Annotated in this window: 14 protein-coding genes and 1 other RNA gene; 6 read left to right on the top strand and 9 right to left on the bottom strand. The window is 41.2% G+C overall.

Annotated elements, in window-relative coordinates; translation table 11 throughout:
- Positions 1–11 precede the first annotated feature (11 nt).
- Both ACFSMW_RS05175 and ACFSMW_RS05170 read right to left on the bottom strand, forming a co-directional pair.
- A complete protein-coding gene (locus tag ACFSMW_RS05175; protein WP_390353607.1) occupies positions 12–503 on the bottom strand; it encodes a dihydrofolate reductase in 492 nt (163 codons plus the stop codon).
- Between the two features lie 16 nt (positions 504–519).
- Entirely contained in the window at positions 520–1,476 is a 957-nt protein-coding gene (locus ACFSMW_RS05170) for a thymidylate synthase (RefSeq protein WP_390353605.1), read from the bottom strand.
- Between the two features lie 136 nt (positions 1,477–1,612).
- Here ACFSMW_RS05170 and ACFSMW_RS05165 point away from each other — a divergent pair, with 136 nt between their 5' ends.
- Positions 1,613–2,704 (top strand): C40 family peptidase, encoded by a 1,092-nt coding sequence (locus ACFSMW_RS05165; RefSeq protein ID WP_390353603.1) that lies wholly within the window; start codon positions 1,613–1,615, stop codon positions 2,702–2,704.
- 82 nt (positions 2,705–2,786) lie between these two features.
- Positions 2,787–3,149 carry a DUF2512 family protein gene (locus tag ACFSMW_RS05160; protein ID WP_390353602.1) on the top strand — a complete coding sequence of 121 codons (363 nt, stop codon included), beginning with the start codon at positions 2,787–2,789 and terminating at the stop codon, positions 3,147–3,149.
- A 42-nt stretch (positions 3,150–3,191) separates the two neighbouring features.
- Here the strand turns inward: ACFSMW_RS05160 and ACFSMW_RS05155 are convergent, their stop codons facing one another.
- Together ACFSMW_RS05155 and ACFSMW_RS05150 are read right to left on the bottom strand one after the other, a co-directional pair.
- The gene (locus ACFSMW_RS05155) at positions 3,192–3,800 is read right to left on the bottom strand and encodes an HD domain-containing protein (protein ID WP_390353600.1); all 609 of its coding nucleotides are present in this window, start codon (positions 3,798–3,800) and stop codon (positions 3,192–3,194) included.
- Positions 3,801–5,468, bottom strand: coding sequence for a formate--tetrahydrofolate ligase (locus ACFSMW_RS05150; RefSeq protein WP_390353599.1), 1,668 nt, complete (start codon positions 5,466–5,468; stop codon positions 3,801–3,803).
- Positions 5,469–5,779: 311 nt separating this feature from the next.
- On the opposite strand from ACFSMW_RS05150, the gene ACFSMW_RS05145 reads away from it, so the two are divergent.
- Positions 5,780–5,980 (top strand): cold-shock protein, encoded by a 201-nt coding sequence (locus ACFSMW_RS05145; RefSeq protein ID WP_390353597.1) that lies wholly within the window; start codon positions 5,780–5,782, stop codon positions 5,978–5,980.
- A gap of 127 nt (positions 5,981–6,107) precedes the next feature.
- On the opposite strand, the gene ACFSMW_RS05140 is transcribed toward ACFSMW_RS05145, so the two are convergent.
- Both ACFSMW_RS05140 and ACFSMW_RS05135 read right to left on the bottom strand, forming a co-directional pair.
- On the bottom strand, positions 6,108–6,638 hold the full coding sequence (locus ACFSMW_RS05140) for an isoprenylcysteine carboxyl methyltransferase family protein (RefSeq protein ID WP_390353596.1): 531 nt from the start codon (positions 6,636–6,638) through the stop codon (positions 6,108–6,110).
- A complete protein-coding gene (locus ACFSMW_RS05135) occupies positions 6,638–7,723 on the bottom strand; it encodes a type III polyketide synthase (protein ID WP_390353594.1) in 1,086 nt (361 codons plus the stop codon). The genes ACFSMW_RS05140 and ACFSMW_RS05135 overlap by 1 nt, the downstream gene beginning before the upstream one ends.
- Before the next feature lie 261 nt (positions 7,724–7,984).
- On the opposite strand from ACFSMW_RS05135, the gene ACFSMW_RS05130 reads away from it, so the two are divergent.
- From ACFSMW_RS05130 to ACFSMW_RS05120, 3 genes are read left to right on the top strand one after another with little or no spacing between them, the layout of a single operon-like run.
- On the top strand, positions 7,985–8,122 hold the full coding sequence (locus ACFSMW_RS05130) for a cytochrome c oxidase subunit 2A (RefSeq protein WP_390353592.1): 138 nt from the start codon (positions 7,985–7,987) through the stop codon (positions 8,120–8,122).
- 29 nt (positions 8,123–8,151) lie between these two features.
- Positions 8,152–8,655 (top strand): cupredoxin domain-containing protein, encoded by a 504-nt coding sequence (locus ACFSMW_RS05125; RefSeq protein WP_390353590.1) that lies wholly within the window; start codon positions 8,152–8,154, stop codon positions 8,653–8,655.
- Complete coding sequence (locus ACFSMW_RS05120) at positions 8,655–10,340, top strand: b(o/a)3-type cytochrome-c oxidase subunit 1 (protein WP_390353588.1); 1,686 nt, start codon at positions 8,655–8,657, stop codon at positions 10,338–10,340. The genes ACFSMW_RS05125 and ACFSMW_RS05120 overlap by 1 nt, the downstream gene beginning before the upstream one ends.
- A 60-nt stretch (positions 10,341–10,400) precedes the next feature.
- Here the strand turns inward: ACFSMW_RS05120 and ACFSMW_RS05115 are convergent, their stop codons facing one another.
- The 3 genes from ACFSMW_RS05115 to rnpB all read right to left on the bottom strand — a co-directional run bounded on the left by ACFSMW_RS05115 (position 10,401) and on the right by rnpB (position 13,606).
- Entirely contained in the window at positions 10,401–11,876 is a 1,476-nt protein-coding gene (locus ACFSMW_RS05115; protein WP_390353586.1) for a carboxypeptidase M32, read from the bottom strand.
- A gap of 17 nt (positions 11,877–11,893) precedes the next feature.
- Positions 11,894–13,024 (bottom strand): THUMP domain-containing class I SAM-dependent RNA methyltransferase, encoded by a 1,131-nt coding sequence (locus ACFSMW_RS05110; protein ID WP_390353584.1) that lies wholly within the window; start codon positions 13,022–13,024, stop codon positions 11,894–11,896.
- Positions 13,025–13,227: 203 nt separating this feature from the next.
- Positions 13,228–13,606, bottom strand: an RNA gene (rnpB, locus tag ACFSMW_RS05105) — RNase P RNA component class B.
- Positions 13,607–13,619: the final 13 nt, after the last annotated feature.

Genomic DNA, 13,619 nt, shown 5'->3' with positions numbered 1-13,619 from the left:
TGTCCTCCCTTTTATTTTCTATCATATTGGCGAAAATAATATTTATACGGGTTGGCATTGTCTCTCTCACCTTCCCTTTCAGAAATCAATTTCCACTCCGACGCAGGAAATGGCGGAAAATATGTATCTCCCTGAAAAGCTTCATCAATATAGGTAATGTACATTCTATCTGCAAAAGGCAAAATTTGTTCAAATATATGTCCTCCGCCAATGACAAATATTTCTTCACTTGGATGTTCCTCTTGATAGTTTTGAAGCGATGAAAGGTCATGTATCACTTCTACGCCAGCTGGGAAGGAAATTTGTTTTTGGGTGGTCACTACGATATTCTTTCGGTTCGGTAATGGTTTGCCAATGGATTCAAATGTCTTCCTACCCATGACTACAGTATGTCCAGTTGTTTTTTTCTTAAAAAAGGCTAAATCTTTTGGCAAATGCCAAGGCATATCGCCGTTCAGTCCTATCACTTGGTTTCGATCCATTGCAAGCAAAAGTGCGATCATCTGATTATCCTCTCTTTCATACGGCAATCGGTGCTTTGATTGCTGGGTAAGGATTGTAATTTTCCAAATGGAAATCACTCATATCAAAGTCAAAAATAGATGATTTGTTTTCATTCAAGATAAGTTTGGGTAGTTCTTTCGGTTCCCGCAACAATTGCGTTTTGATTTGCGCTACATGATTGGAATAAATATGAGCGTCACCGAACGTATGAATGAATTCGCCGACTTCTAGCCCGCATTCATGCGCGATAAGGTGTGTCAACAAAGCGTAGCTGGCTATATTGAATGGCACCCCAAGGAAAATATCTGCACTTCTTTGATAAAGCTGACAAGACAACTTATTTTCCGCAACGTAAAATTGAAACAGTGTATGGCATGGCGGCAAAGCCATATTCGGTATATCTTCCGGATTCCATGCGGAAACGATGTGCCTTCTGGAATCAGGATTGCTGCGAATCGCATCAATGACATCTCGCAACTGATCAATCGTGTCATTTTGAGATGTTTTCCATGCGCGCCACTGCTTACCGTATACATCTCCCAGGTCACCATATTTCTGGGCGAACGCATCATCGTTCAATATTCGTTCGATGAATTTGTCCATTTGTTCTTTGTATAGTTCATTGAATTTGCTGTCTTGCTGACTTCGATTGCCAAAGTCCTTCATGTCAGGACCCTCATACGCAGCACTTTCCACCCAATTTTTAAACGCCCATTCATTCCATATATGATTCCGATGCTCTAACAGGAAACGGATATTCGTATCTCCCTTTATGAACCAAAGCAGTTCACTGGCAACAAGGCGAAATGGGACTTTCTTTGTCGTCAGCAATGGGAATCCTTTTTGTAAGTCGAAACGTATCTGCTGCCCAAACACAGAAAAGGTCCCGGTATTCGTGCGATCGTGTTTTTCTGCACCTGATTTTAAAATGTATTCGCAAAGCTTCAAATAAGCTTTCTCGCCTTCATTCATCAATCATCACTCCCGTTTGTTCATTTCAATCAAATCAAGACATTGCTTTCATTGTAACATAAGCGTAATTCATAAAAATACTTTTTTCTCCATAAAGTCTAGTCTATAAGGCGCTAATAAGGAGGAAAAAACATTCATGATAAGTGAAACGATGGAAAATGTCGTGAAGCAGACCATCTTATATAGTTTTGTACTTAGCCAGCCGTTTATTTTCAATGGTGAAGTCACAATGGCAGCACAGAAATCTTTTGATCAGCATAAAAACCGTTTGGCAATCAGTAATCATAGCAAAAGCAGCCGGTTTCTGCAACAGAAACTGTCAACCCTCCCGGAGCATCACAAAATAAGCGATTTCAGCATTGTCATAGACCGGCATATCAGTAAATTGGAAGGAAATAATAAACAGGCAGATGGAATGAAAATGAATGCAGATGCCAAATCAGTATTCTCCAGGGAAGCTTCATTGAAAAAGCGAGAACAGCAAAAGATAGAACAGCTTGCCAAAGAAATTCAACCCGGTATGCAAAACGACAAGGTTAAAAAAGTCCAGCTGGCTCTACGCCATTTTGGTTATTATGAGGGTGAAATCGATGGAATTTACGGCCCTATGACTGGCCAGGCTTTACATATTGCCAAAGAAGAGCAACATCTTTCCATACCAGATCACCCGAACTCCATCACTTTAAAGGAAACCCCCGAAGAAAAAAATATGCAGCCTGAGCAGACTGATTACGAAGTAAAAACTAAAGAAGAAAAAAATAATTCTAATACCGTCAACCCCGAGAAAAAAGAGAAAAAACAACGTGATAAACCCCAAGCAAAAGACGATCAAAATCCTGAGGCTAGTCAGATAAAAGCAGAGGGATTTAATCAGACTGGAATCACAGCAGCTGCCCGCTCCCTGATCGGAACGCCATACGTATGGGGAGGCGCAACACCGCAGGGATTTGATTGCAGTGGATTTGTTCAATACGTTTTCAAATCTCAAGGGATGACCGTGCCAAGAACCGTGAATGAAGTATATAATTTTTCTTCTCCAGTTTCTTCTCCATCTGTGGGTGATGTAGTTTTTTTTGAAACGTATCAACCTGGCCCCTCCCATATGGGGATTTATCTAGGCAACAATCAATTTATCCACGCCGGTGAAGCGCGTGGAGTGGAAATTACAGATTTGAATGGGTCATATTGGAAAGACAAATATTTAGGGGCAAAACGGATTCGCCAGTAATACAGAACTTCTGCCATCGGGTTAAAAATGCGACATACGTACATACTAATAAATACAACTTCCAAAAGGCAGGTGTATGTATATGGGCGGGTTCATTTTAAAAATTATCCTTTGTCCCGTTGCCGTTTTGTTCGCATCTTGGCTATTGACTAATGTTACTTTCAGCAACTGGTATCAGCCAATTGTATTAGGGATAGTCATCGCAATTGTAGGGTATTTCATGGAAGTACTCATGCTTCGCAAAGATACAAATTGGCTTGCAACTTTGCTGGATTTCTTCATGGCTACAGCAATCGTTTATTTTGGTTCCTTGATGTTCGTCAATTCCTTCGTATCATTTTGGGGAGCGGTATTTACTGGTCTGCTAGTAGCCGCAACAGAAGTGTTTCAACATTATTGGCTTCTTCACAGCGGAAGAGTTGATGAAGATGCCGTAGCAGATTAAAACAGTGCCAGCAGACAAAATTTTGTTTTGCTGGCACTGTTTCTATATTTGTTCAGTATCCCATTCATGTAAAAATTGCTTTGCAAAAATTTCCAAGAACTTATGTCTTTCTGCTGCAAGCTGCTTAGCATATGTTGTATGCATCATTTTTTTCAAGTTGAAAAGCTTGTCATAAAAGTGTTGGAAAGAAGTATTTTCCGGGTAAGCAGAATCATACATGAGCTGCCCTTTGGAACCTCCATAAGCAAAAGTCCTAGCAATGCCAACCGCTCCGATCGCATCCAACTTGTCTGCGTCCTGTACTATTTTTGCTTCGATGCTATCAGGAATTCTAACACCTTTGCTGTATGAAATCTCAGCGATAATTTGGTTAATAAGTGAAATCTGCTCTTCTGCCATATCCAATGTATACAAATATTGATTCATTTCTTCCAATGCTCTTTCCGGGTCAGGGAATAATTTGTGATCGCCTACATCATGCAGCCATGCTGCTGCCTCAGTAACGAAAACGTCTGCATGTTCTTTGCATGCAATTGCTTTTGCAAGCTTGGCAACCCGTTGCATATGATAAAAATCATGTCCTCCTGCATCAGTGCTAAACTTTTTTTGGACATAGTCGGTTATCTGCTGGATATTTTTGTTTGCATCCACTTAAAACAATCCCACAATCTTGCCGTCTTCCAGCACATCCATTTGCAATGCAGCTGGATTCTTCGGAAGTCCTGGCATCGTTAATACATCCCCTGTCAACGCAACGATGAACCCTGCTCCAACCGAAGGGCGCAATTCTCTGACGGCGATAGTGAATCCAGATGGACGTCCGAGCAGTTTAGGATTATCTGAAAGAGAATATTGTGTTTTAGCCATACAGACGCCTAGGGTGTCCCAACCCTGTTTTTTATAAAAATCCAACTGCTGTCTGGCTTTTGGTGATAACTGAATACCATCCGCCCCATATACTTTCATTGCTATTTTATTCATTTTTTCTTCCAGACTATCTTTCATGTTATAAACTGGTGTGAAATTCTTCTTGTTTTCCGCTTGCAGGATAACCTTTTCTGCCAATGTAATACCGCCCGCGCCTCCTTTTGAAAAAACATCACAAAGCGCCACTTCCGCATCATTTTCTTCGCACCAGGAACGAATGAAATCTGTTTCCGCCCTTGTATCGGAAGGGAACTTATTGACCGCAATGACATAAGGCAGCCCAAAATGATCAATTGTTTCCATATGCTTCTTTAAATTTTCCATTCCTTGTTTCAATGCGGCAAGGTCTTCTTCCTCTAACCGATCGACAGCTACCCCGCCATGCATTTTCAATGCTCTTACAGTTGCCACTATTACTACTGCAGCTGTCTCGAATTCACCTGCACGGGACTTGATGTCCAGAAACTTTTCGGCCCCAAGATCTGCGCCAAAACCAGCTTCAGTAATGACGTAATCCGCTAACTTCGCCGCAGTCTTCGTTGCTATGATACTGTTACAACCGTGGGCGATATTTGCAAATGGCCCCCCGTGAATAATAGCAGGCGTGTTTTCAGTCGTTTGGACAAAATTGGGCTTGATTGCATCCTTTAGAAGCAGGGTCAAAGCCCCCTCCACTTTCAAATCACTTACAGTGACAACTTTTTCTTCATACGTATAGCCGATAACAATTTTAGCCAGGCGCTGTTTAAGATCCTGCAAGCTAGTTGCCAGACAAAGAATAGCCATGATTTCCGATGCTACTGTAATATTGAAGCCATCTTCTCGAACGACGCCCCGTTTAGGGCCTCCCAAACCGATGACAATTTGCCGCAATACTCGGTCATTAACATCCATGACGCGCTTCCATTCCATTCGCCTTGGATCGATATGAAGTGCATTACCTTGCTGCATGTGATTATCAATCAGAGCGGCCAGCACATTATTTGCACTCGTGATGGCATGTAAATCTCCGGTGAAATGCATATTGATGTCAGCCATTGGCAACACCTGGGAATAGCCTCCCCCTGCAGCTCCCCCTTTCAATCCCATTACAGGACCAAGTGACGGTTCCCTTAGAGCAATAATTGCTTTTCGTCCAATCTTGTTCAATGCTTGTCCAAGTCCGACAGTTACCGTGGACTTTCCTTCTCCTGCCGGTGTCGGGTTAATAGATGTAACCAAAATGATTTTACCATCTGGCCGATCCGCTAACTTTGGCAGTAATTTATCCGATAATTTCGCTTTCGTATGTCCATAAGGTTCAAAATCGTTCTCATCAATTCCTAATTCCGCAGCAATCTCAGTAATCGGCTTCAATGAAGCCTCTTGCGCTATATCAATATCACTTTTCATTGCAGAATCCCCCTTTTTGATTTGGCCATGGCTATATCATAGCACGATTTGAGAGAATTGCGTTGCAGCAATAAAGCAAAATTTGAAACAATAAACAAGATAAAATAAACAATTTAGATTTTACAGGTGTTTTCTGATATTAATCCCTTGACTGGAAAAGCCAAATGGGCTATATTTGAGGCAAGCAAAGAAGTTTTAGTACTATTAAACAGACCTTTTAATGCAGAAATGCAATTGGATCATTATTTGATAGTCACTGATCTGCTTTGTATTAACACGTTTCGCGTGATGGGTTTTAGGAGGATTAATACATGGAAAATGGAGTAGTTAAATGGTTTAACGCAGAAAAAGGTTACGGCTTTATTCAAGTCGAGGGTGGCAACGATGTATTTGTCCATTACTCTGCCATTCAGGAAGAAGGCTTCAAAACATTGGAAGAAGGACAGGAAGTCACTTTCGAAATTGTCGAAGGTGAGCGTGGTCCTCAAGCTGCCAATGTCATGAAGAAATAATACAATTCATGATTCACTAATAAAAGAAGCATAGGACCGTCCCATAAGTCTTGAAGAGACATGGAGACGGCCCTTTTTTTGTTCAAAGTGAATATAACATTGTCCTATCTGCTTGTTGTATTCCCTTTTATAATTTAACCGTTTGTTCTTTTGCTACCGCTGCCAAAGCTTTTTCTTCCTGCGGTATTCTGATTTTCAAAAGAAGCACATGCAAAATCGGAAAAATAAACGCTGAGTAAAAGGCCCCGAACAAAAAGGGGATAAGAAACAGTTCAGCTGCTACAATAAAGTAGTTAGGATGTTTGACGTACTTATACGGCCCTTTTTTAATCAGGGCGACTCTCGGCAAAACAATGATTTTTGTATTCCAAAATCTGCCCAGTGTTTGAATACACCACACTCTTGCAAGCTGTGTCGCAATAAATAAGCATAAAATAACAATGCTCGGAGCGAGGCTTTTCTGTGATCTGAGTGTGGTTTCCAGAATGATTCCGCAAAAAAACAAACCATGCATTATGATGAACCATTTGTAGTGCTCACTGCCAGTTTCTATCCCGCCCCTCTCTTTCATCCACTTTTCATTGCTTTTGGCGATTGCCAGCTCAGCAAGACGCTGACAAATAATAAATATGATAATAATCCACATCCATGCTGCCATTATCTCCACTCCAATAACATTAATTCTGATGAAAACCCGGGACCAAGTGCTGATAAAATGCTTTTGTCACCCTGTTTCATACCATTTTTCAGCCATTCCTTCAATACATACAGAACTGTAGGGGACGACATGTTGCCATGATTGTATAGAACTTGATAGGAATAGATAAGCTGTTCTTTTTTTATGGACAAAGCGCTTTCCATCGCCTGAAGCACCTTTGCACCTCCTGGATGCACGATATATGAATCAATTTCATCAGCATTACAAGAGAGCATATCCAAAAATTTCAGGCAGTGTGTCTTCCAGATTGTTTCCACCAACAAAGGTATACTTTTGGAAAATATCACCTTCAAACCGTTTTCGCTAATCTCCCAGCCCATCACGTCCTCTGTATTTTTTTCAGTATGGGAGCTTGACAAGATAACATGGGGCTTGATGCCTTTTAGGTAGTGCAGATATTTTGACTTGGTACCAAGTAGTAAAACAGCGCTTGTCCCATCCCCAAATAAAGCGGTACCGATAAAATTGCTTTTTTCCTGGTCACTTTTTTGGAAGGTCAGACTGCATTGTTCTGTACAGATCAGCAGACATGTCTTGTCCGGATGTGCGCTGATCCAATCTGATGCATGCGAAAGGCCAATGGCTCCTCCAGCACAACCAAGTCCCCAGAGAGGCATCCTTTTGGTGTCCGGGCGAAAGGGCCGCTTGTTCATGATCCTGGCTTCCAATGATGGTGTTGCGATGCCTGTGCTGGAAACGAAGATCAGCATATCGACCGCCTCATAGGGTATATCGTTATGCAGAAATTGCTGGTCAGTTAAACATGTATCGATTGCCTTCAATGAATCCTCTAATGCGCATGTTAAATAAAGCCGATTTCTATCTGAAAAGGGATGCTCCTCATAGAACCACTGTTCATTTACTGAAAACTGTCTCTCATTAATCAAAGCAGAATCAAATACCTGCAACAACCTTTGCATCTTTCTCTCAGGATAATCAAACAAAGCGTTTACGATGTCTTTCACAGCTTCCTGGCTATAACTATACCGTGCATGCTGCGTTCCAACAGACCCGATTACCGTCATTTTCTCACCAATCTTCTTATAGTTCTCTTCTTCATCAGTCTCGTTCTTATTTTGTCTATATTTACCTGTTTTATTACATGGATTTTCACAGTTTTTTCACAAACTTTTCTAACCAAAAGGTTCGAAAAAACCATTTGATAGTACGTTTGTGAATAAATGTACAAATTGTGAATGATGCCTAACCTCCCACAAAACACTTTTCAATTTTTGTATGATGAATACATAGGAAACAGCCATCACATAGAAAGGAAGTCGTTGACCATGGCAAAAGAAGAAAAAGCTGTAAAAAAGGCTGACAAAGAGCTTAATTTAAAAGGAACCTTTATCTCTGTCATGTTTGTTGGTATTTTCATCATCATCAGCTGGGTTGGAGCTTTTGCTTTATTTTTATCAAGATAAGAGATTTTCATTCAAAGGAGGGAGCATTCATGCATTTGCATAAGTATGAGAAAATATGGCTTATTTTTGGCATCGCATCTTTAATTATCTTTTTGGCAATTTTAGGTTATGGTGCGTTTTGGAAAGGAACCCACCCTCAAAGCCATGGTGAGACTATCAATCCGAATCATGTCGACCAAAACGAGTCATTCCAGGAAGAACATCTTGGTCTAAATAAAATAGGAGATAAACGTTATGTGGTCAATATTCTCGCATCCACGTTCAACTATGACCTTGGCAAAGATAAAGACGGAAATCCTGTGAAACAAATTCGTGTTCCAAAAGGGTCAAATGTTTTATTTCAGGTAACCACAAAAGATGTGGTTCATGGTTTCAATGCTGCCGGAACCAATGTGAATATGATCGTTGAACCGGGTTATATCAGCAGCTATGAAACAGTTTTAAACAAACCTGGTGTCTACACAATCGTATGTAATGAATATTGCGGTGTAGGACATCACATGATGTATGCTACTTTGGAGGTGTATGAATAATGGCGATACCGATGAAAGATGAAAGCACCCAGGCGAAAACCCTGACAATCACCAAGCCAGAAGCGAGATTGTATATGTCATTCATCCATGTGGCATTTATTGCCTTACTGGTTGGAGGTGCGATGGGGTTATTGCAAACACTTGTCAGATCAGGCAAATTCACCCTGCCTTTTGGAATCGGCTATTATCAAATACTAACCGTTCACGGTGTGATACTTGGACTTGTCCTGACAACTTATTTCATTATCGGTTTTCAATTTGCATTGATGGGTAAAACAGTCGGCATATCTAAAAAACAAAGAAAAGCCGCTTGGCTGAGCCTTTGGGTAATGGTAGCGGGCACACTGATGGCATCGATTACCATACTGCTTGGCAAAGCAAGTGTACTATACACGTTTTACGCGCCTTTAAAGGCACACCCGGCGTTTTATATCGGTCTCGCTTTAGTGATTATTGGCAGCTGGATAGCGGGGTTTGTCAATTGGCGGCAATTATATTTATGGAAAAAACAGCATCCTGGTGAAAAATCACCTCTGCTTGCATTCATGGTTGTTATCAATATGATTATGTGGTTCATTGCGACACTGGGAGTTGCCGCAACTGTATTGATCCAGTTTATTCCATGGTCACTCGGCTATTCAGCAACAATCAATGTACTGGTCAGCAGGACCTTGTTCTGGTATTTTGGGCACCCGCTTGTATATTTTTGGCTGCTGCCGGCCTATATGGCATGGTATGCCATTATCCCAAAAATCATCGGCGGCAAAATCTTCAGTGATTCCCTGGCGAGAATGGCTTTCATTCTGTTCTTATTCTTTTCCATACCGGTAGGCTTTCACCACCAGCTCACGGAGCCTGGTATCGATGCAACATGGAAATTCATACAGGTTTCTTTAACTTTCATGGTAGTGATCCCAAGTCTGATGACAGCATTTTCGATGTTTGCAACCTTCGAAATTACCGGTCGTAAAAAAGGATTTAAAGGATTATTTGGCTGGTTCAGGCATTTACCATGGAAAGATGTTCGTTTCTTTGCACCATTTATTGGGATGGTTGCCTTTATTCCTGGTGGCGCTGGTGGAATCATCAATGCTTCCCACCAAATGAATGAAGTTGTTCATAATACCATCTGGGTTACTGGACATTTCCATTTGACTGTAGCGACAACAGTGGTCTTAACATTCTTTGGAATTAGTTACTGGCTTGTGCCTCATTTGACGGGCCGAAAGCTGACGAAAAATATAAATCGGCTTGGCATCATACAGGCTGTCACTTGGACTGTCGGTATGCTGATCATGTCAGGTTCCATGCATATTGAAGGTTTGCTCGGGGCGCCAAGAAGGTCTGCTTTTTCGACATACGGTGGAACTGCACAGGCGCATGAATGGGCTTATTATCAGCTGGCACAAGCTATAGGGGGTTCCATCTTATTCATCGGGATTATCTTGATGGTCTACATCTTTATCAAATTAGCATTTTTTGCACCAAAAGGGGTGGAAGCATTCCCTATTGCAGAAGAAGAAAAAGATGCACAGCCGACACCGATGTTCTTGGAGAATTGGAAACTGTGGGTAGGCATAACGATTGCATTGATCTTATTTGCTTACACTATACCATTCGTTGATATAATCCAAAACTCACCTCCAGGTTCACCACCTTTTACAATGCCAATCGGCAATAACTAAAAAAACAGGGGCTCGCTCCCCTGTTTTTTGATAAATAAACTTTGAAATCATATGATGTGGTTAAAATTTTTTCTGAAAATGTCTGATTAAATAATCCGGGTTCAGCCCTTCTCCAGTTACATCCTGTAAAATTTCAAGCGGTTTTTTCATCTTCCCATATTGATGTATGTTTTCTTTCAGCCAGTTTGTTATAGGTCTATAATCACCGGATAAAATGACCTCATTCAAATCGAATTGTTTTTTCATTGTATTTTCGAACTGGGCAGCATACATATAACCCAATGAATAAGAAGGAAAATACCCAAAATCTCCTCCGGCCCAATGGATGTCCTGCAGAACGCCATCTTTGTCGGAAGCAGGGACGACACCCAAGTAGTCCCGCATCTTTTCATTCCATAACTCAGGAAGGTCCTTTACATGGATTTCTCCATTCAGCAGCGCTTTTTCCAATTCATATCGAAGCATAATATGCAGAGAATATGTCAGTTCATCAGCTTCAATACGAATAAAAGAGGGCTTGACTTCATTTAATGCACCGTAGAAATTATCCAGCGGAATTTCTCGAAAATATGCCGGAGCATGGGATTGAAAAAGATTATAATTCGCTTTCCAAAAGGCTTTGCTGCGGCCAACAAAAATCTCCCAAAACAACGATTGTGACTCATGAATACCCATTGATGTCCCTTCGGAAAGCGGCGTATGAGATAATATATCACTAAGGTTCTGTTCATATAGTGCATGTCCACCCTCATGGATGGTGCCGAACACGGCCATACGGAAGTCATTTTCGTCGTATCTTGTTGTAATCCGAACATCATTTTTATTAATGCCAATGGCGAAAGGATGGATTGTTTCATCCAATCTGCCTGCACCGAAGTCATATCCCATTTTTTTGAGTATTTCCAGACTGAACGCACGCTGGTTTTCTTTTGGGAAATGGTGAATCAGCGGATTGGTATCCGAATGACTCTGTTCCATTTTTTCAAGCAAACTGGTCAAAGCATCTTTTAACTTTGGGAAAACACTATCAAGTACTTTTACAGTCACTCCTGGTTCGAAGTCATGAAGGAGCGCATCATAAATATGCTCTTCATAACCCCAGTATGCCGCAAATTTCTTATTGAAATGGACCAACTTTTCCAGGTATGGCTGAAACAGGGAAAAATCGCTTTTTTCTCTTGCTTCTTGCCAGATAGCTTCCGATTTTGATTGTAAAGTGACATATTCTTTCATTTCTTCATGAGGAATTTTCTTGTTGCGTTCATATGTATCTTCACATACACCAATTGATTTTAAAATCACTGCATCATTTGTTTTTTCTTTCAACATATCAATAAAATATTTCATTCGATCAGAGGTTTGCAGCAAATGCAATTTTTCTGACAAAAATCCAGCCACTTCAGCTCGTTTTCCCGCCCCTTTTGCAGGAAGCTTCGTCCGAGCGTCCCATTGTGATAAATTGATCGCTTCCTGATAAAAACTTTGTTCTTTAAGCAGCTGCAAAAAATCCTTTTCCATATCTTTGATTTGATTCATAAGCATCCCCCTATATACTATTTGCGTTTCTTACCAAAAAACTGATAGTAATCTGTTTTTATAAAACCGTTGAAAAGCTTCCTTTTTTTTGTCGCTTTTTGACCATATTGTTTTTCAAATGCTTCATTGGCGGTCAAAATATAGACACTCCAAGAAGGATGCTGCTGCATTATCTGCCCAAATTTCTCAGTGAATTGCCGAATGTAATCAGCGTCCCCTATCCTTTGGCCGTATGGCGGGTTGCCGATGATATAGCCATTTTCTTTTTTTAACGACAAATCACTTACCTGCATTTGCTTCCATGAAATCAAGTCGCTTAAGCCTGCTTCTTCCGCATTGTTACGAGCGATCTGTACCATTTTGTGGTCGATATCCGATCCAGTAATATCCAAATGCTGTTCATATTTTGCCTTATCTTCAGCTTCTGTAAAAGCTTCCTCCCAATGTCTTTGCTTCATGAACTGCCAGCTTTCACAGTCAAAAGAACGATTGAATCCTGGTGCAATGTTTTGGCCGATCAAAGCAGCTTCAATGGGAATCGTTCCCGAACCGCAGAATGGATCAATTAACGGGTAGTCGGGTTTCCAGTTGGTCAACAAAACAAGCGCAGCCGCCATTGTTTCCTTTAAAGGGGCTTCCCCTTGGCCAGTCCTGTAACCTCGTTTGTGAAGTCCAGTGCCAGAAGTATCGAGCGTGAGTGAAACAATATCTTTGGTGATAGCCACTTCTACTTTGTAACGGGGACCTTCTTCAGAAAGCTTTGACACAAGTCCGTATTTCAATTTCATTCGTTCCACTATCGCCTTCTTCGTGATGGCCTGACAGTCCGGCACACTATATAGTTGAGACTTATGCGACTTCCCGGATACGGGAATATTGCCATCTTCACTAATGAAAGCTTCCCACGGCAAAGCCTTTGTCTGTTCAAACAACTCATCGAACGATGCGGCGCGAAAACTGCCGACCAAAATTTTGACCCTGTCCGCGCTTCTCAGCCATAAATTACATCTGGCTATGGCGGCGGCATCGCCTTCAAAAGTTATTTTTCCATTGTCAACACGTGGCTCATACCCAAGCGATTTGACTTCAGCAGCGACAACGGATTCCAGCCCCATCGCAGCTGTAGCAATAAGTGTATATGTTTTCATACATAGTTTCCTTTCATCTTTCTGGCAGTTGCCAAACAAATTTTCATGCACTGGTATTGTATTTAACCGTCTGAATGACATTACTTATGTAAAAGGCCATGACTATAGGCACAAAGACAAGCTTGCTCATCATGTGCGTTAAAGTCATGGCCGGACTAAAAAGCCTTGCATTTTATCATATCATGACATATAACCTATTGAGTGTTTATAAGCCATGTTCTGTTTCCTGGTACTCCAAACGGTGGTCAGCCTCGTACACAGGTTGTAATCATCTATCTACAAGCCAATGCTTGTCCCTTTTTCGGTTGAATTCCCTAATCAAGGATGCCCCTACCATTGTTTGGGTTGCTCACTCGTGGGGTTTACCGCGTTCCACCTGGCATTTTTCAATCCAGCTTCGTCACTGTGGCACTTTCAAGCATACTCATTCATATCCGCAGGACTTAGAATTTTTTGCTGCCGTTAGCCGTTTCTCCAGCTACCTTGACTTATGAATTCATCAAGCACGAACACTACAAACATCTCAGTTTGTGTGAGCATGGACTTTCCTCTGCATTTTCATACAGCGATTACAGAAACACTCAATAATGCCGAG

Source organism: Tigheibacillus halophilus (assembly GCF_042683165.1).
Lineage (GTDB): Bacteria > Bacillota > Bacilli > Bacillales > Amphibacillaceae > Tigheibacillus > Tigheibacillus halophilus.
This window is presented reverse-complemented; position numbering and strand designations above follow the sequence as displayed.